The sequence below is a fragment of the Flavobacterium aquidurense genome (assembly GCF_031458035.1).
Lineage (GTDB): Bacteria > Bacteroidota > Bacteroidia > Flavobacteriales > Flavobacteriaceae > Flavobacterium > Flavobacterium aquidurense_C.
In genome coordinates this window covers 35,656-62,025 of record NZ_JAVDXR010000005.1, presented here as the reverse complement: position 1 = coordinate 62,025, position 26,370 = coordinate 35,656, and the positions used below count along the sequence as shown (strand labels likewise).

Below are 26,370 nucleotides of genomic sequence, written 5' to 3'. Positions count from 1 at the left end.
TAAACCCGATTGGGAAATTAGCTCAGATTACTTCACTTAACTTTTATTTTTATAGGAGTTCAGTGAATTTCATTTGTAATGGAAAGCCTTTTGTGAAAAAAACTATATTTTTTTGCGGGTACAGAGCGACTCCCGAAGTGTCGGGATAAATTTCAGAAGCTCCTGTAACTGCTTTAAAAATATGTTTTTTGAATAAAAGCTTGCAATGGAAAGCTGGATTAGCTCCTGAACAAAAAACTCCTCTTTATGATTGCCTTATACGCTGCTGCAGAAACTACACACCATTTGAGACCTTTAATTAGTGATTTGGGATTAATCCTGATCACTGCCGGAATTGCTGTTTTATTATTTAAAAAAATGAAACAGCCTTTGGTTTTAGGGTATTTGATTGCTGGTTTTTTGGCAGGAAATCATTTTGATTTTTTCCCTTCGATCACCGAAATGAAAAGTGTGGAAGTCTGGGCTGAGATTGGTGTGATTATTCTTTTGTTCAGTTTGGGACTCGAATTTAGTTTTAAGAAATTAATGAAAGTCGGCGGTACGGCCTCGATTACGGCGATTACCCAAATTATTACCATGGTCATTATTGGGTATCTGGTCGGGCAATGGATGGGCTGGAAATCGATGGATAGTATTTTTCTTGGCGTGATTTTATCGATCTCCTCTACTACAATTATTTTAAAAACGTTTGATGAATTGGGTGTTAAGGCGCAAAAGTTTGCCGGAATTGTTATCGGATCGCTTATTGTTCAGGACATTGTAGCGATTTTAATGATGGTTTTACTTTCGACGATTGCGGTAAGCCAGCAATTTTCAGGAAGCGAATTGATGATGTCGGTTTTAAAACTGATTTTCTTTTTGACTGCCTGGTTTGTTGGCGGAATCTTTTTTATCCCGACGATTTTAAAAAAGACAAAACATTTATTGACAGATGAAATGCTGTTAATTATTTCGTTAGCACTTTGTTTAATGATGGTTAGCCTTGCTTCAAATGTTGGATTTTCACCCGCTTTAGGCGCTTTTATAATGGGTTCTATTATTGCCGAAACTACACAGGCGGAACACATCGAGCATTTAATAAAACCCGTAAAAGATTTATTTGGGGCGATTTTCTTTGTTTCTGTCGGAATGCTAATAGACCCAAAAATGCTTTATACGCATGCGCTTCCAGTTGCAATTTTAACGCTTGTCACTATTGTGGGACAATCTATAAGTTCGACAATTGGGGCACTGCTTGCGGGACAGCCTTTAAAACAATCGGTGCAAACGGGAATGAGTTTGTCGCAAATTGGAGAGTTCTCGTTTATTATTGCAACTCTGGGAATGACGCTGAATGTAACGAGTTCATTTTTATATCCGGTTGTCGTTGCGGTTTCTGCCATTACAACATTTACAACGCCGTTTATGGTAAAATACGCCATTCCTTTTTCTAATTTTCTGGAGCGAAAATTACCTAAAAAATGGGTTAAAAACATTAATCGTTATAGCGTGAATGCACAAGCTATAAAATCAGTAAGTATTTGGCAAAAAGTGCTAAATGCGTATATCATTCAAATTATACTACATACCATTATTATAACGGCGGTTATTTTGTTATCAGCAAAATTTGTTGCACCGCTAGTGGCTGAGACAAGATTTGGAAATACATTGGCAGCACTTATAACCTTGATAATTATTGCTCCGTTTTTATGGGCGCTATCATTACGACGCGTTGCCGATGAAGAAGTAGAATTACTTTGGGAAGAACGAAAATATCGTGGCGCACTTTTGATGCTAATTTTGATAAGAATGGGATTGGGGTTGTTTTTTATTGGATTTTTACTGAATATTTTCTTCTCGCCTTTGGTTGCGTTTGTTGCTTTGATTATTGCGATTGCGGTGTATCAGATTTTTCCGAAAAAACTAAACGAACAATACCATAGAATTGAAAGTCACTTTTTGAAAAATCTAAACGATCGTGAAAACAAAAAAATGGACAGACGTTACGCCAATTTAATGCCTTGGGACGGTCATATGTCGTTTTTTGATATTGGAAGAGAATCGAATCTGGCTGGAAAAACATTAGAAGAATTACGAATCCGTGAGGAACTCGGAATTAATATTGCTTATATAAAACGTGGTGATGTTACAATCGCTATCCCTACTAAAAACGAACGTTTATTTCCTGGCGATGAAGTTTGTGTAATTGGTACTGATGCACAAGTGACTGAATTTTCTAAATATTTAAATCAGAACGAAGTTGAAGCTCCAAAAACAGTAGAAGAATCTGAGATTGTATTACGCCAACTAGAAGTTTCTCAAGAAGAATTCATCGATAAAAGCATTGGTCAGTTTAGAGGAAAAACCGGCGGAATGGTTGTTGGAATTGAACGAAACGGAAATCGAATCTTAAATCCTGAATCGAATATCATCTTAGGAAAAAACGATATTATCTGGGTGGTAGGAGATAAAAAAAGAATGAGTGAGTTGATGAAGAGAACTTAGGAAAAGGCTCTAAGGGACTAAGATTCTAAGGTTCTGAGGTTTTACCTCTCTTTAAGAAAATCTTAGAACCTTAGTGCCTCAGAACCTTAGCATCTTAGAACCTTATTTATTCGGTTGCGGCGTCATACGCAAATACGGTTTTATTGGCGTGTGTCCTTTTGGAAATTTAGCCGGAATATCACTGTCCGGAACCGCCGGAGTAATTACTACATCTTCACCGTCTTTCCAGTTTGCGGGAGTTGCTACGCTGTAATTTGCTGTTAATTGCAAACTATCAATAACACGAAGCAATTCGTCAAAATTTCTTCCTGTTGAGGCCGGATACGTTAAAGTTAGTTTGATTTTTTTATCGGCACCAATTACAAAAACAGAGCGAACTGTAAATTTATCGCTTGCATTTGGGTGCAGCATATCATATAAAGTTGCTATTTTTTTATCTTCGTCAGCAATGATCGGAAAATTAACTGTTGTATTTTGAGTTTCATTGATGTCTTTTATCCATTCTTTGTGCGACTCTAAACCATCAACACTCAAAGCGATAACTTTTGTGTTTCTTTTGGTAAATTCCGGAAGATAATTGGCCACTGTTCCTAATTCTGTAGTACAAACAGGCGTAAAATCTGATGGATGCGAAAATAAAACTCCCCATGAATCTCCAAGCCATTCGTGAAAATTGATTGGTCCTTCGGTGGTTTCTGCATGAAAATCCGGAGCTATATCGCCTAATCTTAATGTTGACATAATTATATTTTTTTAGTTCATCTAAAATTACTTAAAAAATATAATTAAAAAAAACTAAACTCTACTTTTTCTATCAATTTAACACCAATGAGTAAAAGTAACTACAGCCACTCTAAATAAAACTAACGATAAAGTACCAAATAGCAAGGGTTACGAAAGAAATCGGGATTCCAAAACCAATCATCATACTGCTCAATTTTGGCTTTAAGCCATAAGTCGATGCTAAAATCGCTCCCGTGATCATGGGTGCCATTGCTATTTCGATTACCGTTATTTTGATAGCTTCAGAATGCTGATTGAAAACGAAAACATATAAAACAAAAATAATGGATGGTGTTATGACTAATCGGAAGAATAGCCCAAGTCGCAGAAATTTCCAATGCTGGCTTTTTCTATCGAAAGTAAGTTGTAAACCAACCGAAAACAAAGCCAAAGGCGTAACCAAACTTCCAACTTTCAATAATGCAGATTGAAGATTTAATTCTAAATCGTATTGAAAAACATTCATCGAACACGCTACAATAAAAGTAATGAAAGGCGGAAAGAAAATTATCTTTTTAAAAATACTCCAGGCATCTGGACTTCCTTTCGAATAAAAAGCGGCCACAAAAACTCCCAAAGTCGAAACCACAACAAATGTCCCTGGTTGATCTACTAAAACAGCAGTTTCAAGACCTTTTTTTCCGAATAAAGCTTCTACTATCGGATACCCTAAAAAAGAAGAATTACTTAATCCTGCTGTCAAAACCAAACACCCAATCAGTTTATTGGACCAACCTAATCTCCTTCCTAAAAAATGAAAGAAAACAAAAGCGAGTAAAAAACTAATCCAGCCCGCTCCTATCGGAAACAATAAATCGTTGCTCCATTTTATTTTCGGAATATGATATAAAGTGATGGCGGGTAAGCAAATATAAATGACAATTTTATTGATGCTTTTGTAAATATGTGTTGGAAATCGCTTTACATTTTGCAAAAGCAATCCCAAAAACAAAAAGAAGAATATCTGAATAAAGTTGCTCATATCGTAGGTTCACGACAAAAATAGGGATTTCTAAATTGTTGAGAGACATAAATTATTCGTTAAAATATTTTTTTTGTTCAATAAAACACTTTACATTTGTAACATATTTTATTACAGTATGATTTCAGGTAAATTTGCCATAACGACTCACATTCTTACTTTGCTTACAAAATATCCAAATGATTATTTGTCATCTGAATATATTGCGGGCAGTATTAATTTGAATCCAGTTTTGGTGCGAAAAGAAATTGCCAATTTAAAAGCACATCATATTGTAGAAAGTAAGGAAGGTAAAAATGGCGGGACAAAATTGGCCGTAGATCCTTCGAATATTACTTTAAAACAGATATTTGAAATGACTTTTGAAACCATTAATTTGGGATACGCCAAGAATCAGCCAAATCCGGATTGCCCGGTTGGAAAAAAAATCAATCAAAATTTGACCGCTTTATATGCGGATATGAATCAGAAAGTTAGTTTACAATTAGAAGGAATTTCTTTAGAAGATTTTTCAAATCAATTCTAAAACTATTTTTTTACACAAAACTGTAACATTTTTTATTACTAATTAAATTTATATATTATGAAAATCGCAATTATTGGAGCAACAGGATTTGTTGGCTCAGCTATTTTAAACGAATTGACAAACAGAAACCACGAAATTACGGCTATCGCCAGAACGCCAAAAGAAACGCCAAATGTAAATTGGGTTGCTGCTGATATTTTTAATTCAGATGCTTTAGCTGAAATTTTAAAAGGAAATGATGTCGTAATTAGCGCTTATAATGCAGGATGGACGAACCCAAATATCTACGATGATTTTATTGCTGGTTCAAAATCAGTTCAGGAAGCGGTGAAAAAATCAGGTGTAAAACGATTTATCGTTATTGGCGGTGGCGGAAGTTTATTTGTTGCGCCAGGTTTACAGGCAGTAGATACAACAGATTTTCCAAAAGAATATTATGTTGCTGCAACGGGTGCGAGAGATTATTTAAACATTATCAAAGAAGAAAAAGAGTTGGATTGGGCGTTTTTCAGTCCGGCTTTCGAAATGCATGCAGGAATTACAACCGGAAGAACGGGAAAATACCGTTTGGGATTAGAAAATCCCGTTTTTAACGACGAACAAAGAAGTATTTTATCTGTAGAAGATTTAGCAGTTGTTATTGCTGATGAGGCAGAAACCCCAAAACATCACCAAGTAAGATTTACTGCAGCGTACTAATTTTTTTTCGCCACGAATTCACGAATATTTTTGTTTATAAATTATGCGCAAACATTCGTGAATTCGTGGCTATAAATTTCAACAGTTTCAAAAGAAAATAACCCTTTTGAAACTGTTTTTGTTTTCTGTACTTTTACAATACCAAAAAAAGTATTGTGTCAAGTCCAAATAAACAATCTAGCAGTTTACATGAAAAAGCTGGTATTTCACCTCCTGAAATTATCAATGTTTCGGCTATCACTGAAATTCAGAAAAACAGGCGACAACAGCCTTCTGCAGAAGAATTAATTGCCGGAATTCTGGATAAAAACCGTACCGCTTTAAGCCGTGCCATTACTTTGGTCGAAAGCACCAATCCCGAACATACTGAAAAAGCAAATGAAGTTATTAAAGGATGTCTACCTTTCGCTAATAAATCGATCCGAATTGGAATTACGGGTGTTCCCGGCGTTGGAAAAAGTACTTTTATCGAAGCTTTTGGAACTTTCCTGACGCATCTTGGGAAAAAAGTAGCCGTCTTGGCTGTCGATCCAAGCAGTTCGCTTTCGCATGGCAGTATTTTAGGTGATAAGACGCGCATGGAAGAATTGGTAAAAGATGAAAATGCTTTTATCAGGCCGAGTGCTTCCGGAGATACTTTGGGCGGTGTAGCAAGAAAAACACGTGAATCAATTATTTTGTGCGAAGCCGCAGGTTACGACACTATCATCATTGAAACAGTTGGTGTTGGACAAAGTGAAACTGCCGTTCATAGCATGGTTGACTTTTTTCTATTACTCAAAATTTCCGGTGCCGGCGATGAGCTTCAGGGCATTAAGCGCGGTATAATGGAAATGGCCGATGCGATTGTCATCAACAAAGCGGATGGCGACAATATCAAAAAAGCCAATCAGGCGAAACTGGAATTCAATAGAGCTTTGCATTTATTTCCTCCAAAAAAATCAAACTGGCAGCCAAAAGTTACCACTTGCAGTGCTATTATCAAGGATGGAATTTCGGACATTTGGGATACTATTTCAACTTACTTCGAAATGACCAATGAAACTGGTTTTTTTCAGAAAAAACGAAAAGATCAGAATCATTTTTGGATGATGGAAACCATCAACGAACAACTGAAACTAAACTTTTATAATCAACCGGAAATTATTTCGCAATTGGAACAAAACAAAAAAGCAGTGCAAAATGATGAAATTTCACCTTTTGCAGCTGCTCAGAATTTATTAAAATTATATTTTAATAAAGGTTCAAAGTAGCAAAGGTTCAAAGGTACAGAGGAAAAACTTTTGTCGCTGTAAACCTTTGTTCCTTTGCACCTATTTCTAAATAAAAAGCAATACCAAACGATAAAATTTCACCTTTTGCGGCTGCTCAGATTTTATTAAAATTATATTTTTATAAAGGTTCAAAGTAGCAAAGGTTCAAAGGTACAGAGGAAAAACCTTTGTCGCTGTAAACCTTTGTTCCTTTGCACCTATTTCTAAATAAAAAGCAATACCAAACGATAAAATTTCACCTTTTGCGGCTGCCCAGATTTTATTAAAATTATATTTTTATAAAGGTTCAAAGTAGCAAAGGTTCAAAGAGAGGAAAAACCTTTGTCGCTTTGAACCTTTGCTACTTTGCACCTATATCTAAATAAAAAGCAATACCAAACGATAAAATTTCACGTTTTGTAGCTGCTCAGAGTTTATTAAAATTATATTTTTATAAAGGTTCAAAGTAGCAAAGGTTCAAAGGTACAGAGGAAAAACCTTTGTCGCTTTGAACCTTTGTTCCTTTGCACCTATTTCTAAATAAAAAGCAATACCAAACGATAAAATTTCACCGTTTGCAGCTGCTCAGAGTTTATATATTTAAATAAAGGTTCAAAGAGAGGAAAAACCTTTGTCGCTTTGAACCTTTGTTCCTTTGCACCTATTTAGTTCCTCTCAATTTATACTTATTCTCTTTATATAAATTTCCTGCTGTAATTACATGCGCCAAAGCATCTTTTGCTAATTCTTCATTTAATTTCACCGGAATTAAAGTTGTGTCATTTTTGATTTCAAATTGCAGTGGTTTCAAATTGGGCTGCATAATTACAACCTGATTTTCAACTCTGAATGCGTTGATGTCATTAAATTGCATAATGGATCTTCCTTGTGTTTTGGCATCCAGCTTATTTAAGTTTCGACCAACCATTGGCGTTTCAAAAGGAATTCCTAAATAGCCTAACAATGTTGGCGGAATATCAATCTGACTTGCCAAATTACTGTAAACTGTACCTTTCTTTACTCCTGGCCCCATTATTAAAGCCGGAATATGAAATTTGTTTATTGGCACTAAGTTTTTACCGTAAGTTCTTGTATTATGATCGGCAATTACGATGAAAATGGTATTTTTAAAATACGCTTCTTTTTTAGCCATATCGAAGAATTTCCCAATCGAGAAATCGGCATATTTCATGGCATTATTTACTGTTGCCGGTTTCTTGTCATAAGGTTTGATTCTGCCTTCCGGATATTCAAAAGGTTCATGATTTGAAGTCGAAAACATTAATGAGAAGAAAGGTTTATCGCCTTTTGCTTTGAAATAATTATTCGCCTTAGTAACCAAATCTTCATCTGAATAACCCCATGTTCCTTTGAAAGCATATTTATTTCCGTCAGATTCGAAATCTTCCTGATCTACGATATCCTGAAAACCATTTCCGTTGAAAAACGAAGCCATATTATCAAAATTCGCCATTCCGCCATAAATAAAACTGGTATCATATCCTTTTTGTTTTAAGGCATCGGCAAGTGTGAAAAATCCTTGTTGTGAGTTTCCAAGTTTTACAACACTTTCTGACGGTGATGGTAAAAATCCGGTAACAACCGCTTCAATTCCGCGAACACTTCTTGTTCCTGTACAATATAAATTGGTAAACAATAAACCTTCTTTTGACAATTTATCAAATTCTGGTGTCAGAGGTTTTCCACCTAAAATTCCAACATATTCGGCACCCAGACTTTCCTGTAGAAAAATCACCAAATTGTATGGCTTTTTAATTGCTGAATCTGGTTGTTGTACATGAAGAAACGGAATTTCAGCATCGGTAAAATCATTTGGACCGGCAATCATGTATTTTTTTACACGGGCGATTGCTTCGGCTTCATCCATTTTTCCGTACATTTTGGTATTTCCTTCATTTTTGATAGAATACGCTGCAAAAGCAACAGTGTAAAATGAATTTAAACCTAAAGTATTTGTCAATTGATCTGTCGAAAAAACAGCATTACTGGCATTTATAGGTCGCTTTGAAGTAAGACTTGAACGTGCTCCAAAAAATAATAAGAAAGCTACTAATGGAAAAACCATTAATTTGAACTTATGATCAGCAAGTGAAGTATAAAAATATTTTTTTCCTTTTTTGAAAGCAAAGTACAATACAACTCCTAAAATTAGAAACGTAACAATGATCGAAGTCAGATAACTTTTTAAAAGCATTCCAACAACTTCTTTTGGATAAATAAGATAATCCAGGAAAATTTTATTCGGACGTGTGTCGTATTGTTTTACAAAATCTGGCGAAGCCAATTCGACGAACAGAATCAGAAACAGGAATAAAAAGCTATAAATTACAAGGAATTTATTGGTAAACTTCAACCATTTATTCGGAAGGAAAGTAATTAAAACGGCCGGAAGAAATGACAAATAGCACAGTAAAATCAAATCCATTCGAAGACCGATTGGGAAAATATACCAGAAATTTGGCGTTTCAACTACTCTGTCTTTAAAAAGAAAAAATAAAAAGATTCGGCTTAAGGTAGTAATTAGCAATCCGGTTGCTATGAAATTGAAAATGGGTTTTAAATAACTTAATTTTTTCATTAGAAAGATCTAAATATTTTTTTGGTATTGACGGACATCCATTAAGACACACTGCAGTGCGTCTCTACTACTCTTCGTAACGATTTATTTCTCTATCGTAAAATTCGTTAGCTTTCTCAATTAAACCTTCCATTTCAGCGTTTAATTCTGCCTCGTCAAGATCTTCAGCTTCTTCTAAAAACTCAACCTCATCATCTTTTAAATTGATGATAAATCTTGGATAATCAAGGTGAATGATGAAAATATCATCTGGAAAATCAGTATTGTCTCCGAGTAAAAATTTAGGTAATTCCATTTTTATATATTTTATGTATTTAGTTGTTTTTTTGCCACAGATTAAGGGATTAAAAAGATTTGAAAATAATCTGTGAGAATCCGTTAATCTGTGGCTATATTTTTATTTTTCAAATTTAAGTGTTTGAAACTGAATTATTGATTAATTTTTTGGTTAAGTAATGAAAACGAATGTACAGGAATATGGCTGCAGAAGTTAATCCTGCCAAAAGTCCGATCCAAACGCCTTCAGCTTTCCATGGCGTATATTCTGCCAAATAATAGGAAATCGGGAAACCAATTACCCAATACGCAACAAACGTAATATACATCGGGATTTTCACATCCTGTAATCCGCGTAAAGCGCCTAAAACCACCACTTGAATTCCGTCAGAAATTTGAAAGATAGCTGCAATCAAAAGTAATTTTGAAGCAATTGTTATTACCTCAGTATTATCGAGAAGCTGTCCGCCGTTTTCCATATTCAAAAAGATATGCGGCAAGAAATCATGTAAGGCAACAAATAGGATGGCAAAAACGGTTTCAATTATAATTGCCAGTAAAAAAATAGAACGGGCAACAATAATTAAGTTTTTATAATCCTTTAAACCTCTTTGATTGCTGACACGAATCATCGAAGTTACACTTAATCCCATGGCAAACATAAAAGTCATCGAAGCCAGACTCAACGCAATTTGGTTGGCTGCCTGACTCGTTTTGCCAATATTTCCGCAAAGCCAGATTGATGCTGTAAACAATACTACTTCAAAAAGCATTTGCATTGCTGACGGAAATCCGATTGAGATTATCTTTTTTATTGTTTCTTTTTTGATTTCTTCAAAGCTGAAATTTTTAAAATAACGCTTCAAGTCTTCTCTTCTTGACAGCATAATATGCATGAACATTACTAAAAATATTCTTGAAATTACGGTTCCCAATGCAGCTCCAATAATTCCCATTTTTGGAAAAATCCATACACCGTAAATCAAAACGTAATTTAAACCCACGTGAAGAACATTGGCCATAATCATCGCGTACATCGAATATTTTGTCAACGACATTCCGTCAGCAAATTGTTTGTAGCCCTGATACATAATCAGCGGAATTAACGAAAAAGCAACCCAATCCAGATAGGGTTTTGCAAGTGCAATAACATCTGCAGGCTGTTTTAGTAACTCCATTATTGGCTTTGCCAAAACAATAACGCCAAAAAGTACCAATCCTAAAATGACACATAGAAACAAGCCATGATGAAAAGCAGAACGAATTTTGGAATCATTTTTTTCAGCATCACCTTCGGCGACAATTGGGGTAATGGCTGTAGAGAAACCAATTCCTAGTGACATTGCTATAAAAATCATGCTGTTTCCTAATGAAACCGCAGCAAGTTCGGTACTTCCTAATTTCCCTACCATTATATTGTCGACAATACCTATTAATGTATGGCCGACCATTCCTAAAATAATAGGATATGCTAATCTTAAATTATACGAGAACTCCTTTGTATACTGTGCTAAATTCAATTCTATTCTTTTTAAGTCGGCAAAGATAATCAGAAGCTTTGGATTCTCCGGCATTATTGAAATTTTAAGCAAATTTTAAAAATTCCAATCCCGATCCCGAAACTTCGGGATGGAACAAATTCCAAACTTTAAATTCCAAATTCCAACTACAAAAAAATGAACATTTAAAAATTATATAACAATTCCGGAAAATTATATAACAATCCCAAAACACCTCACTGCTACTTTTACATTATTAATAATTCAAAAAAAATGTCCTTATGATCTTAAGAAATCTAAAATTTATCTGCCTAGCTACAATAGCTTTATTATCTGCCAACACAACTTTCGCTCAAGAAACTGCAACTGCAAAAACGGAAGGCGAAATTAAAAATTACGATCAGGGTTTCAGATTGGGATTTGGTTTAAACGGAGGTTTGCCAACTGACAATGCTTATGATTGGTCTCTTGGAGGAGATGTTCGCTTACAATACGATTTGTCTAAAAGAACGTCATTGACTTTGACCACAGGTTTTACAAACCTATTTATGGGAAAAGATGATAATGGAGTTGATCAAAAAGATCTTGGATTTATTCCTGCAAAAGCAGGTTTTAAAGCCTTCATTTGGGAAGATCAATTTTATGTTATGGGTGAAGTTGGAGCGGGTTTTGCCGTTACAAACGGATACAACGATACCACTTTTTTATGGGCGCCAGGAATTGGCTACGCTAACAAATATATCGACATCAGTGTTCGATATGAAGATTACGACAAATTCAATACCAATCAGGTGGCTTTACGTCTAGCCTACGGTTTTGATTTATAATAACACGTTCATTTATTCTTTTGTTTTTGGTATGAACCCGACAGATCCTCATAGTCTGTCGGGTTTTGTTGTTTTATAAAGTATCGTAACCACAAACCCGACAGTCCCGAAACTTCGGGATAAAAAAAGTCGGGTTTAAACAACGTTTATCTTCTAATTATTTCACATACTTTTTATCCGTCAATGTTCTCATAAAAGCGATGAGTTGCTGTTTTTCTTTGTCGGATAAATTCAATTTGTCTTCTGGTAAAGTTTGATTCGGAACTTCTAATCCCAAACCTACTCCTCCGCCTTCATTATAAAAAGCTATAACTTCTTCCAGAGTTTTATAAACACCGTTGTGCATATAAGGCGCTGTCATTTCTATATTTCTTATCGTTGGTGTTTTAAAGGAATTTTTATGAATCGCAGCCTGCGTAATTACAAACTTGCCCAAATCGCCGTCGAGTTTTTTATTTTTATCAGGTACTCCTAATATTTCACTTTCAGACCTGTCAAAATTTGGAGGCACAGTTCCATTGGTCAGCGGAATAAAATGGCAAGTCGCACATTTGGCTTTTCCTGCAAAAAGATTAAATCCGGCTTTTTCATCGGCTGTAAATGCGGTTTTATTTTGCATATAATCATCAAATTTGGAATCATAATGGCTTAACGAACGAATGTAGGATGCCAAAGCGTTTTTGATTGCAAAAGCATTGATTTCACTTTTCGGAAATGCCTTTTTAAATTCTGCGGCATAAATTTTATTTTTCTGAAGTTTCTTTGCCGATTTCTCCACAGATCCGTGCATTTCATTTTCATTACTGATTACGGCAATCGCCTGATCTTCGAGATAACTCACTTTAGAATCTGCAAAAAAGACACGTTGAAAGGCGATGTTATTTAATGTTGGTGTATTGCGCTGAATCATCGATTTTCCGTCTAATGAAACGGCTCTTTCCAAACCATCTGTAAATGCTTTCTCCGCATGATGACAGGAAGCGCAGGAACGCGAATTATCACCGGACAGAACAGGATCATTGAATAGTTTTTTGCCTAAGGCAATTTTTTCCGGTGTAGTTTTATAATCTGGAAAACCAGAAAATGCTTCTGTATCAAAAGCATCATTGTCGAACAGTGTTCGAGCCGTTGATTGTAAACCTCTGGATTCTTTCATAAACGGAATTCCCAATTCAGTTTGTGTCTGATAAAGACCTTTACTCAACGGATTTGCAATTTCTCTAATAAAAAAAGCGCGGTCGAAAGCATTGAAATTTGTATTCGTTTTCAGATATTTTTCGCCTTTTTCTAAAATCTGAAGCAGTTGCTCAGAATTCGAAACCGATTCATTTTCGAGATATACACGATAATATTTTTCAATACTTTCTAAAGCTGATCCTGCTTCGGGCAGCGAATTTAAAATCACAGGCGAATCAAAACCTGTAATTCCCAAAGTAATAATTCGGTACACTTCTAAGCGCATCGCATCAAAAACATGAGCATCGGTTAATTCGTTCGAACCTGAAACTTTTTCTAACCGAATTAAATTCGCAGACAAAATACCCAATTCCTGAACGAGTTCTTTTTTGCTTTTGGTATCATATTTCGGAAAAACCAATTCTTCAATCACCTGAAAACCTTCTGGCGGAACTGTTATTTTATCATTTTCTTCAAACTCACTTATTGCCGGCCCGTTGATGGCTTTAGAAACTGCCGGCGCATAATATTCGCTAAGCAGTTCTACCTTTTTATAACTTTGATGCGCTTCAAGAAACTGTCTTTGAATTTGTGCTTCGGTCGAATCCCATTGTACCGAATACCTAAGCTTGGCCACTTTTTCAATCAGTACATTGATATCTGCCTGATACAATTCGTTTATTTGCTGATGTTTGCTTTTTTTCTGGCAAGAAACTAGCGTTACCAAAAACAGCAAACAATATATTTTTTTCATGTTCTAGGAATAATTAAAAGAGGAATATTCAGAAAAACAGAAACCACTACCTCAAATAGAAATAGTGGATATCTGTTTTATAATGACTTAATATTTTATCTCGCCAATCCTTTCAGAATTACGATTTGACTCGCCTGTTGCTCATTAGGACGATTTGCACCTCCGTCCACTCCTTTGTATTTTGCACCAGTCCAGGTATGTGGCTGTACGCTCAACATAAAAGTGTCAGCAATACCAACTTGATCAGAAACATCAATTAAAGCTCCGTATTCCCAATCTCCAAATTTTGAAATCTTTCCTACGTTATATTTAGCTGCATCAGTTTCAGTACGACGGTGATCTAATTCTACCACAACTTTCAAATCTTTGGTAGTAATATTGTATTGATAGATATAAGCATCGTGCGTCTCATCTCCATATCCGTTAGCATCTTCCTGAACGTAAACATAGTTTTTAGTCACACAGATATTATCAGGATTTTGAAATTTACCTGCAATTCCAGAACGGTTATCACCATCGAGAATCACCTCTAAAGTTCCTTTTAACGGATCGGCAGCATCAAGATTTAATCTGTAAACTCTACCATATTTTGTTCTCGAAGCATCAGCATTTGTTCCTGTCACGTCTTGACCGGTAACATTAAAATACAATTCGCGGTCAGCAGTATTTCCGCCTTTGCGATAATCCAAATCCTCAACGCGTCCAAATTTGATCGCTTTCAAAGTATTTACCGAAGCATTAATCTGAGCACCTGTCAAAGTGGTATGATTGTCAATTTTCACAAAAGAAACAGGATACGTTTTACTAACTTCCATGTCTTTTTCTCTTTGATTATCGTCGTTGCGTTTTAGCATATACAAAGAACCGCCGCTTAAATCGCCAACAGAATTTGATACATACATAAAAACCTGACCTCCATAAGTTCCAGAATCATCATCGCCAATTACAACTACCGTTTTTCCTTTGTAAGCAGTTGCGCGTAATGGCAAAGCATTCTCAGCACTCAAACGGCCAAATCCCGCCAATTCTTTAGAAACCGATGCCGAACCCACATTTCCGTAAGGATCTAAAGCATGCGTACGAGATTCTTCTCCAGACTCTCCGCAAGTTAAATAAACAGGTCCAAAACCATTTTCAGCCTGGGTTGCCATTGTAGCCCCGCATAATCTCCATGTTCCTCCGCTAGAATTCAACAAATACTCCCCTTTTGTAGGTTTGAATGTTTTGTCAAGCGTAATTCTCGAAACCGCAAAATTATCTTCGTTGTTTACTAAAAAAGTAAAAGTTCCGTCAGTGTTTTTTAATAATCCGGAACCGTCAGCAGAACCGCCAAAAACAAAATTTGGACTATCCGCAAAAACGTCATCCGAACTAAAAAGAGAATAGATTTTAAGATTTTCAAAACCTGCTTTAGCTTTCAGTAAACTTGGCGTAACAGATTGGTCTTTTAATATAACACTGGTTGTTTCTTCCTGATCTTTAGAATCGTTGTTACAAGACGTAAGCAGCGAACCGATCATAATTAAAGGTAAAATAATTCTTTTCATGTGGCTAAATGTTTGTTTTTGTGTTTTTTACAAAGTAACCCCATACACTTTAACTAAAAATGACTTTCATATTATCAAAAAAAGAAGAGTTTAGATTAAAATAAGAATTTCACCACAAAAAACTTAACATTAAATTAGTACTGCCAAACATTCATAAAGTAGCAATAACATAAGCATAAAAAAAAGAGTCTTACTTTAAGACTCTTTTTTCAATTGCTGTTTATACATTTCTATGTTCGCTTTTATTTTATCATCCAAGTCCGGTTCTTTTATATCAGTATGTTTTTGCATTTCTTCCCAAATAATCTTGGCAACTATATAACGCGCCATTTCTTTATCATCGGCCGGAACAATATACCAGGGCGCATAATCTGTCGAAGTTTTATTAATCGCTTCTTCATAATATTTCTGATATTCTTTCCAGTGTTCGCGCTCTTTCAAATCTCCGGGCGAAAACTTCCAATGGTGTTTTTCTTCCTCCAAGCGGCGCAACAAACGTTCTCTTTGCTCCTCTTTGCTCAAATGCAAATAGAATTTCATTACGATAGTTCCGTTTTGCGAAATATGCTTTTCAAAATTATTAATTTGTTCAATTCTGTTTTCCCAAAATTGAGGCGTAATATCGTCTACCGAATTAATTCCCGGCAAATTCTCACCCAAAATATATTCCGGATGCACACGCGTCACCAAAACATTCTCGTAATGCGTACGATTAAAAATCGCAAACTTCCCTTTTTCAGGAAGTGCAAGATAATGACGCCACAAATAATCATGTTCCAGTTCGCTCGAATTTGGCGTTTTAAAACTGTGTACCACAACCCCACGCGGATTAAATTCCTTAAAAACTTCCCTGATTAAACTATCCTTTCCAGAGGTATCCATTCCCTGCAGGCAAATCAAAACACCATATCTATTGTGCGAATACATTACATCCTGCAAATCGCTCAGTTTGGCCTGAACTTTATCCAGCTTTTTTTCTTTTGTCTCCTCATCCGCATCAATATCAAGCAAAGTCGGAATCTTTGAAAGCTTAATTTTTTTTACAACTTTAAAATCATTCGGATCTATAGATTTCATATATCTTTCATTTTTATAATTATAAATATACTAATTTTACGAATCCCGATAGCTATTGGGACTGCTCATTGCATACTTTTTCAATAAATTGTTTTTTTACAAGCCATAACAAGAGCTTATCCCGATCCTTCGGGAGTCGCTTTGTTCTGTCAGTAAAAAATACAATTTCTTTTCAAAGCATTTTCTCCCGAAGTTTCGGGACTATCAGGACTAGGTTTTAGTTTTCAAAACAACATTCATGGAAAAATTCACATTAGAAATATTATTTCAAATCATCGGAATCGGATCAGCATCAGGATTATTTTTCAATAACAATTCACTTTATATCATTGGCGATAACAGCGGATTTTTATACGAATACAACATGCAGAGTCAGCAATTAAACCAACACGCTTTAATTGATAATCCGTCGCAAAACATCCCAAAAAATCTAAAACCCGATTTTGAATCGATCACACATCACAACGATACCTTATATGTTTTTGGTTCAGGCTCTACCGAAAACCGAAATAAAATGATTGCTTTCGACCTGAAAAGCAAAACCATTTTACAAAAAAACAATCTGGTCGATTTATATAGTTTAATGCAAAGTTTCGGCGAAATAAAACCGGAAGATTTCAATCTCGAAGGTGCTATTTTCGACGGCGAAAACTGGTATTTATTCAATCGCGGTAACGGAATATCCAACAAAAACACCATCTTCACCATTCACGCCAAAAGTCTGGGCGAAGAATTTGCTTTGGTGGCAACCAATTACAAACTGCCAAAAATAAAAGGCGTTCGTTCCAGTTTCACCGACGCAATTTTAGTCGACGACAAAATCTATTTCCTCTCCACCGCAGAAGACACTAAATCAACTTATGATGATGGCGAAATCCTCGGAAGTTTCATTGGCCGAATCGATCTTAAAACCATGAAAATTGATTTTACTCAGAAAATAACTTCAACCAATAAATTCGAAGGTTTGACTTTTTATAAAAAATCAAATGATAAAATCGAGTTTTTGCTTTGCGAGGATAATGACACGGAATTGTTGGAAACCAAGATTTTTAAGTTGAGTTTGCCGGTTAAATAATTAGCACTTTTTACTCTGTGTAATTTTGCGAACCCTTTGTGAATCTTTGTATAATAGCTTTACCACAGAGATTCACAAAGAAATCACAGAGAAACGCAAAGGATTAGATCAAATTATTCTCATGATAATCGTAGAGGCGCACAGCAGTGCGTCTCACGCAACGTAAACACAAAATCTAAGACGCACTGCTGTGCGCCTCTACAATAAAAACTTTGTAACTTTGAACCTATGCAACTTTGAACCTTTTAAAAAAAAATTCATCGCCTTCCCAACCTTTTTATCTTTTCAGCTCTCTTTAGTATAAAGACAACATTTGTGATAAACGAAACCATCATATTGAACTGCAAAAAAATGCACCGCGATGCCCAGCGTCAGGTGTATGAGCATATGGCTCCAAAACTGTATCGCGTTTGCAAACGATACTTAAAAAAGGAAGAGGAAATTGAAGAGGCCATGGCTGACGCTTTCTATACTATTTTCACAAAACTGGATCAGCTGAAAGAAGTTCTGGCTTTTGAGGCCTGGGCGCGAAAAATAACGGTCAATCATTGTTTGGCAACCATCAAGAAAAACACCAATTTCAATATGTATCTTGATGATGTCAAACTGCTTTCGCAGCCTTTTACAGATGAAATCAACTCTTTGGAAGAAGAAGATTTACTCAATTTACTAAACCACATTCCCGATGGCTGCAAAACTGTTTTTAACCTTTTTGTTATTGAGGGTTACGGGCACAAAGAAATCGCTACCATGCTGAACATTTCTGAAGGCACTTCAAAATCGCAATTGAATGCTTCTAAAACCAAACTGAAGGAATTAGTAAACAAATTGTATTATCAAAAAGCAAAGTAGTCATGGACAATCAAGATAAAATATTCGATAAATTTAAGGAAGCCGCGCACAACTCGGAGCAAAAAGATTTTCCGGGAATGGATAAAATCTGGTCACGCGTGGAGGAAAAACTCGACAAAAAAGAAGACAAAAAAGCGATTTCACTGTGGAAAAAAATTGCCATTGCAGCTTCTCTTTTATTACTAATTTCTTTGGGAGCCCAGTTTCTAAAATCAGATAAAACAACAACCATTCAAAATCAAAAAGTTGTGGTAAGCGAACCTGAAAAAGAAACGATTCAGGATGCTGCACCAGAAAAAGACAATGCTGTCGAAGCAGATTCAAAATTAATTCCGAAAACCGAAGCTGTTAAAATTTTAAACAATCAAATTGAAAAACAAAGTGTAGCGACAAACGAGGATCAGGATTCAAATAATCAAATTGTAGGCTATAATACAACTTCGGAACCGACTTACGAAGTAGCGAATGCCCCAATTGCCAATCAATCAGGTTTTGTAGATGAAGAAGAAAGCACGATTGCAAAAAGCAAAGCAACTCAGGATTACGGTTACGCAAAAAAAATGGAAAGAGAAGCTTTTGCAGCAAAAGCAGAACAAGAATCTCAACAAGCCAAAAAAAGCGCTCCTTTACTTATCTTAAACGGAAGAGCATTGTCTCACACCAACGATGAGAAAAGGGACAAAATGATGCAGGCAGAGCTTTCTAATCTACAGCCGGAAAACGTAGAATCGTTAGTTGTATTAGATGAACCTTTATATATTATTGACGGCGTTTATTATTCGGAAAATGAATTGTTCGGAGAGAATCCTACAAGTCCGTATGCGCCATTAAACAAGCAGGAAATCAAAACGATTATGATTCTTCAGGATACAGAAGCGGTTTCAAAATACGGTGAAAAAGGCAAAAAAGGCGTTGTAATTATTACTACAAAAACCGGAAAACCAGTAGACAAGAAATAATCTCAACTTAAAAATCTTTATCAGAGTTTGAAATTCTGACAAAGATTAATTCCTATCATTCATCTTAAAATTATTATCATGAAAAATGTAAAAATTATTTCATTGGGCATCGCTATGTTTATTTCTGTCATAACTCGTGCACAGGAAAAAACAAGTTCTGATACAATTGCTAATGCAACCAAAGTTGAGATTTCACCTGTAAAAGTTTCTCCAAATTTTGTACAGCCAGCTTCTACGGCTCCAAATGGCCGAGTTGTAATATGCGCTCCGTCGCGATCTAACATGAAAGAACCTTTGTATGTCTTGGATGGAGTTCAAATAAATTCAAAACAAGTCGCCAAAATTAACCCTAATGATATTGAAAGCATAAAGGTGCTTAAAGGTGTCGAAGCCACTTCTATTTATGGAAGTCATGGCAGAAATGGAGTTGTTATTATTACTTCAAAAGAAGAAGAATAAAAACATTCGAAAAGATCAAAAAGTTGTTAAACTTAGATTAAGAAAACATTTAAAGCATTATTTTAGGAAGCAAAAACTGTATTTTTGTGTTACTAAAATGATGCTTTCTGCATTTCTAAAAACAATACCATGACAGATTTAAAAAATAAAAATGCCCTAATTACGGGAGCCGGAAAAGGAATCGGAAAAGCGATCGCGATTGCTTTAGCCAAAGAAGGCGTAAACGTAATTTTAGTTTCAAGAACACAAACTGATATTGATCAATTGGCAGACGAAGCATCGAATTTGGGTGTGAAATCTTTGGCTTTAGCAGCAGACGTTTCAGATATCAATTCGGTAAACAGTGCCGTAGAAAAAGCATTGGCAAAATTTAAAACAATTGACATTTTAATCAATAGTGCCGGAATTGCTTCTTTTGGAAAATTCATGGAATTAGAACCTGCTGACTGGGAAAAAATCATTCAGGTGAATTTAATGGGAACTTATTACACGACCCGTGCGGTTATTCCAAACATGATTGAAAGACAAACAGGAGATATCATCAATATTTCATCAACAGCCGGATTAAACGGAAATGCATTGACAAGTGCCTACAGTGCCTCAAAATTTGCAGTATTAGGATTAACCGATTCTCTAATGCAGGAAATGAGAAAACACAATATTCGCGTTTCAGCTTTGACACCAAGCACCGTTGCAACTGATATGGCGAAAGATTTAAACTTAACCGACGGCAACCCTGAAAAAGTAATGCAGTCTGAAGATATAGCCGAATTATTAATTGCGCAATTGAAATTAAACCGAAGAGTTTTTATTAAAAACAGCAGTATTTGGTCTACTAATCCTTAAAAAAATAAATTGCAATTTTTTAAATTCCAAATTCCAATAGCTGGTCAAATTTGGAATTTGGAATTTATCCCGAGGCTTCGGGATTGGAATTTTTAAAAAAAATATGATGGAACAATATTTAAGACAATTAATTGCAATAGAATTCACGGATAAAAAAGAAATTTTTACCGGATTCCTTATTGATTATTCTGACGATTGGATTCTTTTGAGAAACAATCCCGTTGATTATATCCTGGACGGTTTTGTGATTCTGAAAAACAAAAATATCGAAGCCATTCACAGAGATCAGGATCTTGCCTTTACAGAAAAAGTGATCCGCTTAAAAGGTTTAAAAACCAATGCTGAAGATATTATCCCAATTAAGGATTTATCTACGATTGTAAACTTCCTGACGAATAAATACGGTATTTTTCAAATTGCAAAAAAATCAGCTAAATCTGCTTATTTAGGAAAATTACTTTCCTTAAATGATGACGAACTTTTAATTGATTTTCTGGACACCAGAGGTCAGTTTGGCGGAGAATTAAGTTTTAATCCTGAAAAAATCAGAGTGATTGAATTTGATACCGATTATATCAATTCTTTGAAATTGGTAATTCCGGAAAATCAGAAATAAAATTTATTTTATAAAAACAGAAAAGCCCTTTTTTTAAAAGGGCTTTTCTGTTTTATTATAATCTTCAGAAATATAAACCATTTTACATTTCACAATTATCATTTTACACTTCCGCCAATTTATTCAAAAACTCCAATCGAACACTTCCATCCTCGTCGATTTTAGTCAAATTAATTTCCTGCAAAGTATTAATCAATTCAGGATTCCATGGTGTTTTTACTTTTACGTAGTTTTCAGTAAAACCGTGAATGTATCCTTCTTTGTTTTCACTTTCAAAAAGAACCGTTCTGTTGGTGCCTAATTGGCTTTCATAAAAAGCACGACGCTTTTTGACTGACAAACCGCGCAACATTTTGCTGCGTTTTGCGCGCACATTTGCAGGAACAACTCCTGGCATATTTGCAGCTTCGGTATTATCTCTTTCTGAATACGTAAATACGTGCAAATAGGAGATATCCATTTCATTTAAGAAATGATACGTTTCTAAAAAGTGCTCATCTGTTTCCCCAGGGAAACCAACAATAACATCAACACCAATACAAGCGTGCGGCATTACTTCGCGAATCTTGTTTACACGTTCTGTATAAACTTCACGTAAATAACGACGTTTCATCAACTTCAAAATATCATTGCTTCCTGATTGCAGCGGGATATGAAAATGCGGTACAAAAGTTCGGCTTTTAGAAACGAATTCAATTGTTTCGTTTTTCAATAAATTAGGCTCGATAGATGAAATTCGCAAACGCTCAATTCCCTCAACTTTATCTAAAGCCTGAACTAAATCAAGAAAAGTATGTTCATGTTTTTTATTCCCAAATTCCCCTTTTCCGTAATCTCCAATATTTACTCCGGTCAAAACGATTTCTTTGATGTTCTGAGCCGAGATTTCTTTTGCATTTTGCAATACATTTTCTAAAGCATCACTTCTTGAAATTCCTCTCGCTAACGGAATTGTACAATAGGTACATTTATAATCGCAGCCATCCTGAACTTTCAGAAACGCCCGGGTTCTGTCACCAATAGAATAACTTCCAACGTAAAAATCGGCTTCAGCAATTTCGCAGGAGTGAACTTCACCCATATCGTTTTTGCTCAAATCGTGAATATAATCGGTAATTTTAAATTTCTCTGTAGCACCCAAAACCAAATCAACACCATCAACTGCTGCTAATTCTTCCGGTTTCAATTGTGCATAACAACCCACCGCGGCAACAAAAGCCTTATCATTGAGTTTCATTGCTTTTTTTACAACCTGCTTAAATTGCTTATCGGCATTCTCTGTAACGGAACAGGTATTGATAACATAGATATCTGCAACTTCTTCAAAATCGACACGATCAAAACCTTCGTCATTAAAATTTCGGGCAATTGTAGAAGTCTCTGAAAAATTCAGTTTGCAACCAAGCGTATAAAAGGCAACTTTTTTTCTATTTTCCATAGGAATAGACTACGTTTTAAGTAGTAAGATAATATAGTTATATCTCTTTTAAAGAGTTTGCAAATTTACGTACAATATTCTTTAAAATAAAATCAATAATCTACTATATATCAACATTTTGTAGCAAACCTGTATTTTAACTTATCCAGAAAAATGATAAATTGTTCAAAGTAAATTTTAAAATAGTGTAATTTTAAAATCGGAAAATAAAATTCAATAAGAATAAAATGACAAAAATATCGATTAAGTGCAAATATTATCGATTAAATACATTTTTTTTAGTTTTAAATTCAAATTTTCTTACATTTAACTTTGTTTAGAGAATTTTTAGAAGTACTTTTCACTTCTCCAAAAATTGATAATTTATTTTATAACAAATTATTCATAACAATTTTGAATTTTAATCGTTATGTTGTTGTTTTGTTATTATAAAAATGGGTAGGCCGAAAACCAGAAAGAGTAGGCAAAAATTATAAATTAAAAACTCTATATGAAAGCATTTTTACCCTCAATCTGCTTGATGTTCTTAACCGTTTTCAGTTCGCAGGCGCAAACTAATACTCCGGCAGCGAATCCATTTCCGTCGATAAGCACTTTGACAAATTGGGCGAGCTTAAACTCTCAATCACAATTTGATATTGCTATTCGTGCAGTTGGGTTTAAATTTGAGGTAAAAGAGCCAGGCGAAGGTTCTACTGCCTACACGTATATTCGCAAAGTAACTGTGAATGAAGTAAATTATACTGATAGAATTGTTTACAGAATTACTAACAATAATTCAGCAAGTATTATTTCACTAGTTACTGCTTCGACAGACTTAGTAAGCTTATACACACCACAATTAGCAACTTTCAAAAATAACAATTGCAAAACTGAAATGTCTAAAGACAAAAACACAACCTGCAGCTGTTACGAAAGTGCAAATTTTGCAATCGATCTTTGCGACGAGCGTGTAAAATTGACAATGGGTGATGGAAATAAATATTTTGTTTCTGTAGCTAAAAAATAATACCAAATAATATCAGAGAATAAAAACCTACGAGTTGTTTTCCAAATCTTTGCAAATCTAACAAAATAGTTTACGAAGATTTGGGACGCATTTCTCTGATTCAATATTATAAGTTTGGATTTTTCACTTTATACCAGACTTCAGATTTCCCTTCAAATTCAAAAGAATTAACGTAATTCATGCCTAGTTTTTCCAAAATTTTTCTTGAATTTTCGTTTCCTTCATCTGCGGAAGCGTAAAGAGCATCAACATTCATTTCATTAAAAGCATAATTCACAAAAGCCTTTCCAGCTTCTGTTGCATATCCTTTTCCCCAATATTTTTCAATAAAACGATATCCAATTTCATAAAAATCTTTATGATTATTCATTTCATTAGTAATGAATTTTATTCCGGACCAACCCAAAAACTCATTAGTTTCTTTCAGAATAACAGCCCATCGTCCAATCCCAAAATCTTTATATTGTTGCTGAATATATTCGATAGAAGCGCGACTTTCGTCAATATGTTTAACTGGTTTTTTACCTACAAAAATGTGTACATTTGGATTAGAATCTAATTCGAACATTCCTTCAGCATCAGAAAGTTCGAGTTCTCTTAAAAGGAGACGTTCTGTTTCAATTGATTTCTTCATGAGCGAAACTATTTAAAATATAGCGCTGAACAACTTCGGCAACACCGTCATCATTATTTGAAGCTACAATTACATCCGCTCTGTCACGCAACTCTGGCGTTACATTATCAACCCAAACTCCTAAACCGGCATATTCAATCATGGTTAAATCGTTTCCTGCGTTTCCGACAGCGATAATTTCGCTTTGATGAATGTTTAATTTATCTGCCAAAAGTTTTAAACTCGCCGCTTTATCGATTCCGTTTTGAGCTGCTTCCAGAAAAAATGGTTTAGACATCGCAATACTTAAATGAGGCATCGCCAATTTTAAATCTTTTTCAACTTCTTTTAAATAAGAAGGTTCAGCTAATAAAATACATTTCACTGCAGGTTTTGTAACCGCTTCTTTAAAACTCGATACTTTATTGTGAGGTAAGCCAGTGATTTCTTTTTCGATTTCGATATATTCCGAATCGGTTTCGCTTATAATTTCACCGTCAAGATAAGTTATAATGTGCGTATTCATTTTCACACTATAATCGTATAAATCATGAATTTGTTCTACAGTCAATTTTTGTTCAAATAAAACAAGATCGTCTTTTACAGTACTAATTATAGCACCGTTAAAGGAAATAATATAAGAATCATTCAAATCTAATTCCAGTTCTTTCGCATAAGCTGTCATGGCAGATGTTGGTCGGCCTGAAGCCAAGACCACATAAACACCTTTCGCCTGAGCTTCAAGAAGTACTTTTTTATTTAATTCCGAAATTTTATGATCGTCTGTCAACAAGGTGTCATCCATGTCGAGTACCAGCATTTTGTATTGCATATTTTTTTGAGTTTGCAGTCGCAGTCGCAGTATGCAGACATAGTTTATCACTGAGACTGAAAACTGCGACTGAAGACTTTATCTAAATGCTCATTCTGAACTCTTCAATTACAGGATTTGCTTTTGCAAAATCGGTTTCCTGAATAAAAACTTCAACGGCCAAATCTGTTCCGCCAAAACCTCCCAAACGAGCGGATTGAATATTATCTTTTTTTACGGTTTCTACTCCCGCTTCTTCTAATCTTTCCTGTAAAGCAATTGCTAAAACTTCACTTCCTGAAAACACCTTCATTAATCCCATGACATTTATTTTTTATATTTATTGTATTCTATTGACTAATTATAAAGCGCTTGTTTGCAGTCCAAATCTGTAAACTGAGACTGAAAACTGCAACTTACTATTCTTCTTCAATTTGGTCTTCCTCTTCGTCAAGTTCGTCTTCACCTTCTTCATCCATATCAAAGAAATAAGGCTCTAATAAGAATTTATCTGCCAGAATTTCAATACGTTCTGTCAATATTTCAGCAAAAATAATACGTTGCGTTTTGGCAATACTATTTGATATTCGCATGATTTTAGTTTCATTACGCAATCTCAAAATAGGATCAGCATCATCCAAAATCAGCATTTTTAAACGGTTGACGTTATAACCGGCAGTGGTGAACATATCGCTTAATTTGTTTGGCGTACCAATTAAAACATCAATTCCGGTTGAAATATAGTTTTTATCGTAGTCCATATCACCTTTGTCGTGAACCCCGTAAACTTCAAGATTAGTATATTTTCCGTATTTCTCGAAAAGAGCTTCCATTGCAAGCACTTTTTCTTTGTCTTCCACAATAATCAAAGCACGTGGCGATTCTTCTGTCTGCCCAGCCAATTGCTGAATCACATTCAATACAATTGTTGTCGATTTTCCGGTTCCTGCTGGAGAAACAATCATACAATCTGCACCACTTTTAATGGTCGAAAAAGTTTCCATCTGCAAGATATTTGCTTCTGTTAAACCGTTCTCGATTAAGGCATCCTGTAACTTTTCGTTTATTTTTTTTAGTTTCATCTTTTTAATGCTTTAGGCTTTAGGCTGTAAGCCATAAGCTAAAAATTATTTGTATTTTAAAATGCAATAAGCTTTAAGCAATAAGCTATAGGCAAAAATTCTTCATCGCTAATAGCTTAAAGCTTATT

General features: G+C 35.0%; 25 protein-coding genes. 12 read left to right on the top strand and 13 right to left on the bottom strand.

Going from position 1 to position 26,370, the window contains the following annotated elements; all coding sequences use genetic code 11:
- Positions 1-246: 246 nt before the first annotated feature.
- A complete protein-coding gene (locus tag J2X17_RS09540; protein WP_310296889.1) occupies positions 247-2,484 on the top strand; it encodes a cation:proton antiporter domain-containing protein in 2,238 nt (745 codons plus the stop codon).
- A gap of 102 nt (positions 2,485-2,586) precedes the next feature.
- On the opposite strand, the gene J2X17_RS09535 is transcribed toward J2X17_RS09540, so the two are convergent.
- Both J2X17_RS09535 and J2X17_RS09530 read right to left on the bottom strand, forming a co-directional pair.
- Positions 2,587-3,225, bottom strand: a complete 639-nt coding sequence (locus J2X17_RS09535; protein ID WP_026984920.1) for a peroxiredoxin — start codon at positions 3,223-3,225, stop codon at positions 2,587-2,589.
- A 112-nt stretch (positions 3,226-3,337) separates the two neighbouring features.
- The gene (locus J2X17_RS09530) at positions 3,338-4,249 is read right to left on the bottom strand and encodes an AEC family transporter (RefSeq protein ID WP_310296887.1); all 912 of its coding nucleotides are present in this window, start codon (positions 4,247-4,249) and stop codon (positions 3,338-3,340) included.
- A 118-nt stretch (positions 4,250-4,367) separates the two neighbouring features.
- On the opposite strand from J2X17_RS09530, the gene J2X17_RS09525 reads away from it, so the two are divergent.
- From J2X17_RS09525 to meaB, 3 genes are all read left to right on the top strand, one after another.
- Positions 4,368-4,775, top strand: coding sequence for an Rrf2 family transcriptional regulator (locus tag J2X17_RS09525; RefSeq protein WP_310296886.1), 408 nt, complete (start codon positions 4,368-4,370; stop codon positions 4,773-4,775).
- Positions 4,776-4,832: 57 nt separating this feature from the next.
- The gene (locus tag J2X17_RS09520) at positions 4,833-5,474 is read left to right on the top strand and encodes an NAD(P)-dependent oxidoreductase (protein ID WP_310296883.1); all 642 of its coding nucleotides are present in this window, start codon (positions 4,833-4,835) and stop codon (positions 5,472-5,474) included.
- Positions 5,475-5,629: 155 nt separating this feature from the next.
- Positions 5,630-6,727 (top strand): methylmalonyl Co-A mutase-associated GTPase MeaB, encoded by a 1,098-nt coding sequence (gene meaB / locus J2X17_RS09515; RefSeq protein WP_310296881.1) that lies wholly within the window; start codon positions 5,630-5,632, stop codon positions 6,725-6,727.
- A gap of 661 nt (positions 6,728-7,388) precedes the next feature.
- Here meaB and J2X17_RS09510 read toward each other — a convergent pair.
- The 3 genes from J2X17_RS09510 to J2X17_RS09500 all read right to left on the bottom strand — a co-directional run bounded on the left by J2X17_RS09510 (position 7,389) and on the right by J2X17_RS09500 (position 11,122).
- Positions 7,389-9,326, bottom strand: a complete 1,938-nt coding sequence (locus tag J2X17_RS09510) for an LTA synthase family protein (protein WP_310296879.1) — start codon at positions 9,324-9,326, stop codon at positions 7,389-7,391.
- 67 nt (positions 9,327-9,393) lie between these two features.
- On the bottom strand, positions 9,394-9,621 hold the full coding sequence (locus J2X17_RS09505; protein ID WP_072973177.1) for a hypothetical protein: 228 nt from the start codon (positions 9,619-9,621) through the stop codon (positions 9,394-9,396).
- A gap of 115 nt (positions 9,622-9,736) precedes the next feature.
- On the bottom strand, positions 9,737-11,122 hold the full coding sequence (locus tag J2X17_RS09500) for an MATE family efflux transporter (RefSeq protein ID WP_310297591.1): 1,386 nt from the start codon (positions 11,120-11,122) through the stop codon (positions 9,737-9,739).
- Positions 11,123-11,382: 260 nt separating this feature from the next.
- On the opposite strand from J2X17_RS09500, the gene J2X17_RS09495 reads away from it, so the two are divergent.
- Positions 11,383-11,928, top strand: a complete 546-nt coding sequence (locus tag J2X17_RS09495; RefSeq protein WP_310296877.1) for a hypothetical protein — start codon at positions 11,383-11,385, stop codon at positions 11,926-11,928.
- 157 nt (positions 11,929-12,085) lie between these two features.
- Here J2X17_RS09495 and J2X17_RS09490 read toward each other — a convergent pair whose 3' ends face one another.
- The 3 genes from J2X17_RS09490 to J2X17_RS09480 all read right to left on the bottom strand — a co-directional run bounded on the left by J2X17_RS09490 (position 12,086) and on the right by J2X17_RS09480 (position 16,482).
- Entirely contained in the window at positions 12,086-13,858 is a 1,773-nt protein-coding gene (locus tag J2X17_RS09490) for a cytochrome-c peroxidase (RefSeq protein WP_310296875.1), read from the bottom strand.
- A gap of 95 nt (positions 13,859-13,953) precedes the next feature.
- Complete coding sequence (locus J2X17_RS09485; protein ID WP_310296873.1) at positions 13,954-15,405, bottom strand: PhoX family protein; 1,452 nt, start codon at positions 15,403-15,405, stop codon at positions 13,954-13,956.
- Between the two features lie 195 nt (positions 15,406-15,600).
- Positions 15,601-16,482, bottom strand: coding sequence for a PPK2 family polyphosphate kinase (locus tag J2X17_RS09480; RefSeq protein ID WP_310296871.1), 882 nt, complete (start codon positions 16,480-16,482; stop codon positions 15,601-15,603).
- A gap of 238 nt (positions 16,483-16,720) precedes the next feature.
- On the opposite strand from J2X17_RS09480, the gene J2X17_RS09475 reads away from it, so the two are divergent.
- The 6 genes from J2X17_RS09475 to J2X17_RS09450 all read left to right on the top strand — a co-directional run bounded on the left by J2X17_RS09475 (position 16,721) and on the right by J2X17_RS09450 (position 21,289).
- Positions 16,721-17,557, top strand: coding sequence for a DUF6929 family protein (locus J2X17_RS09475; protein ID WP_310296869.1), 837 nt, complete (start codon positions 16,721-16,723; stop codon positions 17,555-17,557).
- Between the two features lie 351 nt (positions 17,558-17,908).
- A complete protein-coding gene (locus J2X17_RS09470; protein WP_310296867.1) occupies positions 17,909-18,409 on the top strand; it encodes an RNA polymerase sigma factor in 501 nt (166 codons plus the stop codon).
- A gap of 2 nt (positions 18,410-18,411) precedes the next feature.
- Positions 18,412-19,368 carry a hypothetical protein gene (locus tag J2X17_RS09465; RefSeq protein WP_310296865.1) on the top strand — a complete coding sequence of 319 codons (957 nt, stop codon included), beginning with the start codon at positions 18,412-18,414 and terminating at the stop codon, positions 19,366-19,368.
- A gap of 78 nt (positions 19,369-19,446) precedes the next feature.
- The gene (locus J2X17_RS09460; protein ID WP_310296864.1) at positions 19,447-19,827 is read left to right on the top strand and encodes a TonB-dependent receptor; all 381 of its coding nucleotides are present in this window, start codon (positions 19,447-19,449) and stop codon (positions 19,825-19,827) included.
- A 129-nt stretch (positions 19,828-19,956) separates the two neighbouring features.
- Positions 19,957-20,673, top strand: coding sequence for a 3-ketoacyl-ACP reductase (locus J2X17_RS09455; protein ID WP_310296862.1), 717 nt, complete (start codon positions 19,957-19,959; stop codon positions 20,671-20,673).
- Between the two features lie 106 nt (positions 20,674-20,779).
- Entirely contained in the window at positions 20,780-21,289 is a 510-nt protein-coding gene (locus J2X17_RS09450) for a hypothetical protein (RefSeq protein WP_310297589.1), read from the top strand.
- 103 nt (positions 21,290-21,392) lie between these two features.
- Here J2X17_RS09450 and mtaB read toward each other — a convergent pair whose 3' ends face one another.
- Entirely contained in the window at positions 21,393-22,727 is a 1,335-nt protein-coding gene (gene mtaB / locus J2X17_RS09445) for a tRNA (N(6)-L-threonylcarbamoyladenosine(37)-C(2))-methylthiotransferase MtaB (RefSeq protein WP_310296860.1), read from the bottom strand.
- Positions 22,728-23,217: 490 nt separating this feature from the next.
- Here mtaB and J2X17_RS09440 point away from each other — a divergent pair, with 490 nt between their 5' ends.
- Complete coding sequence (locus J2X17_RS09440) at positions 23,218-23,736, top strand: hypothetical protein (protein WP_310296858.1); 519 nt, start codon at positions 23,218-23,220, stop codon at positions 23,734-23,736.
- Positions 23,737-23,842: 106 nt separating this feature from the next.
- Here the strand turns inward: J2X17_RS09440 and J2X17_RS09435 are convergent, their stop codons facing one another.
- From J2X17_RS09435 to J2X17_RS09420, 4 genes are all read right to left on the bottom strand, one after another.
- Positions 23,843-24,370: a GNAT family N-acetyltransferase gene (locus J2X17_RS09435; RefSeq protein ID WP_310296856.1), complete on the bottom strand. Its 528-nt coding sequence runs from the start codon at positions 24,368-24,370 to the stop codon at positions 23,843-23,845.
- On the bottom strand, positions 24,354-25,181 hold the full coding sequence (locus tag J2X17_RS09430) for a Cof-type HAD-IIB family hydrolase (protein ID WP_310296854.1): 828 nt from the start codon (positions 25,179-25,181) through the stop codon (positions 24,354-24,356). The genes J2X17_RS09435 and J2X17_RS09430 overlap by 17 nt, the downstream gene beginning before the upstream one ends.
- A gap of 82 nt (positions 25,182-25,263) precedes the next feature.
- On the bottom strand, positions 25,264-25,482 hold the full coding sequence (locus J2X17_RS09425; RefSeq protein WP_053474039.1) for a putative signal transducing protein: 219 nt from the start codon (positions 25,480-25,482) through the stop codon (positions 25,264-25,266).
- 97 nt (positions 25,483-25,579) lie between these two features.
- Positions 25,580-26,242, bottom strand: a complete 663-nt coding sequence (locus J2X17_RS09420) for a DEAD/DEAH box helicase (protein WP_310296853.1) — start codon at positions 26,240-26,242, stop codon at positions 25,580-25,582.
- Between the last annotated feature and the right edge of the window lie 128 nt (positions 26,243-26,370).

Coding starts and splice junctions, on each gene's coding strand:
- J2X17_RS09540 (WP_310296889.1), top strand. CDS start 247: ATGATTGCCTTATACGCTGCTGCAGAAACTACACACCATTTGAGACCT.
- J2X17_RS09535 (WP_026984920.1), bottom strand. CDS start 3,225: ATGTCAACATTAAGATTAGGCGATATAGCTCCGGATTTTCATGCAGAA.
- J2X17_RS09530 (WP_310296887.1), bottom strand. CDS start 4,249: ATGAGCAACTTTATTCAGATATTCTTCTTTTTGTTTTTGGGATTGCTT.
- J2X17_RS09525 (WP_310296886.1), top strand. CDS start 4,368: ATGATTTCAGGTAAATTTGCCATAACGACTCACATTCTTACTTTGCTT.
- J2X17_RS09520 (WP_310296883.1), top strand. CDS start 4,833: ATGAAAATCGCAATTATTGGAGCAACAGGATTTGTTGGCTCAGCTATT.
- J2X17_RS09510 (WP_310296879.1), bottom strand. CDS start 9,326: ATGAAAAAATTAAGTTATTTAAAACCCATTTTCAATTTCATAGCAACC.
- J2X17_RS09505 (WP_072973177.1), bottom strand. CDS start 9,621: ATGGAATTACCTAAATTTTTACTCGGAGACAATACTGATTTTCCAGAT.
- J2X17_RS09495 (WP_310296877.1), top strand. CDS start 11,383: ATGATCTTAAGAAATCTAAAATTTATCTGCCTAGCTACAATAGCTTTA.
- J2X17_RS09490 (WP_310296875.1), bottom strand. CDS start 13,858: ATGAAAAAAATATATTGTTTGCTGTTTTTGGTAACGCTAGTTTCTTGC.
- J2X17_RS09485 (WP_310296873.1), bottom strand. CDS start 15,405: ATGAAAAGAATTATTTTACCTTTAATTATGATCGGTTCGCTGCTTACG.
- J2X17_RS09480 (WP_310296871.1), bottom strand. CDS start 16,482: ATGAAATCTATAGATCCGAATGATTTTAAAGTTGTAAAAAAAATTAAG.
- J2X17_RS09475 (WP_310296869.1), top strand. CDS start 16,721: ATGGAAAAATTCACATTAGAAATATTATTTCAAATCATCGGAATCGGA.
- J2X17_RS09470 (WP_310296867.1), top strand. CDS start 17,909: ATGCACCGCGATGCCCAGCGTCAGGTGTATGAGCATATGGCTCCAAAA.
- J2X17_RS09465 (WP_310296865.1), top strand. CDS start 18,412: ATGGACAATCAAGATAAAATATTCGATAAATTTAAGGAAGCCGCGCAC.
- J2X17_RS09460 (WP_310296864.1), top strand. CDS start 19,447: ATGAAAAATGTAAAAATTATTTCATTGGGCATCGCTATGTTTATTTCT.
- J2X17_RS09455 (WP_310296862.1), top strand. CDS start 19,957: ATGACAGATTTAAAAAATAAAAATGCCCTAATTACGGGAGCCGGAAAA.
- J2X17_RS09450 (WP_310297589.1), top strand. CDS start 20,780: ATGGAACAATATTTAAGACAATTAATTGCAATAGAATTCACGGATAAA.
- mtaB (WP_310296860.1), bottom strand. CDS start 22,727: ATGGAAAATAGAAAAAAAGTTGCCTTTTATACGCTTGGTTGCAAACTG.
- J2X17_RS09440 (WP_310296858.1), top strand. CDS start 23,218: ATGAAAGCATTTTTACCCTCAATCTGCTTGATGTTCTTAACCGTTTTC.
- J2X17_RS09435 (WP_310296856.1), bottom strand. CDS start 24,370: ATGAAGAAATCAATTGAAACAGAACGTCTCCTTTTAAGAGAACTCGAA.
- J2X17_RS09430 (WP_310296854.1), bottom strand. CDS start 25,181: ATGCAATACAAAATGCTGGTACTCGACATGGATGACACCTTGTTGACA.
- J2X17_RS09425 (WP_053474039.1), bottom strand. CDS start 25,482: ATGGGATTAATGAAGGTGTTTTCAGGAAGTGAAGTTTTAGCAATTGCT.
- J2X17_RS09420 (WP_310296853.1), bottom strand. CDS start 26,242: ATGAAACTAAAAAAAATAAACGAAAAGTTACAGGATGCCTTAATCGAG.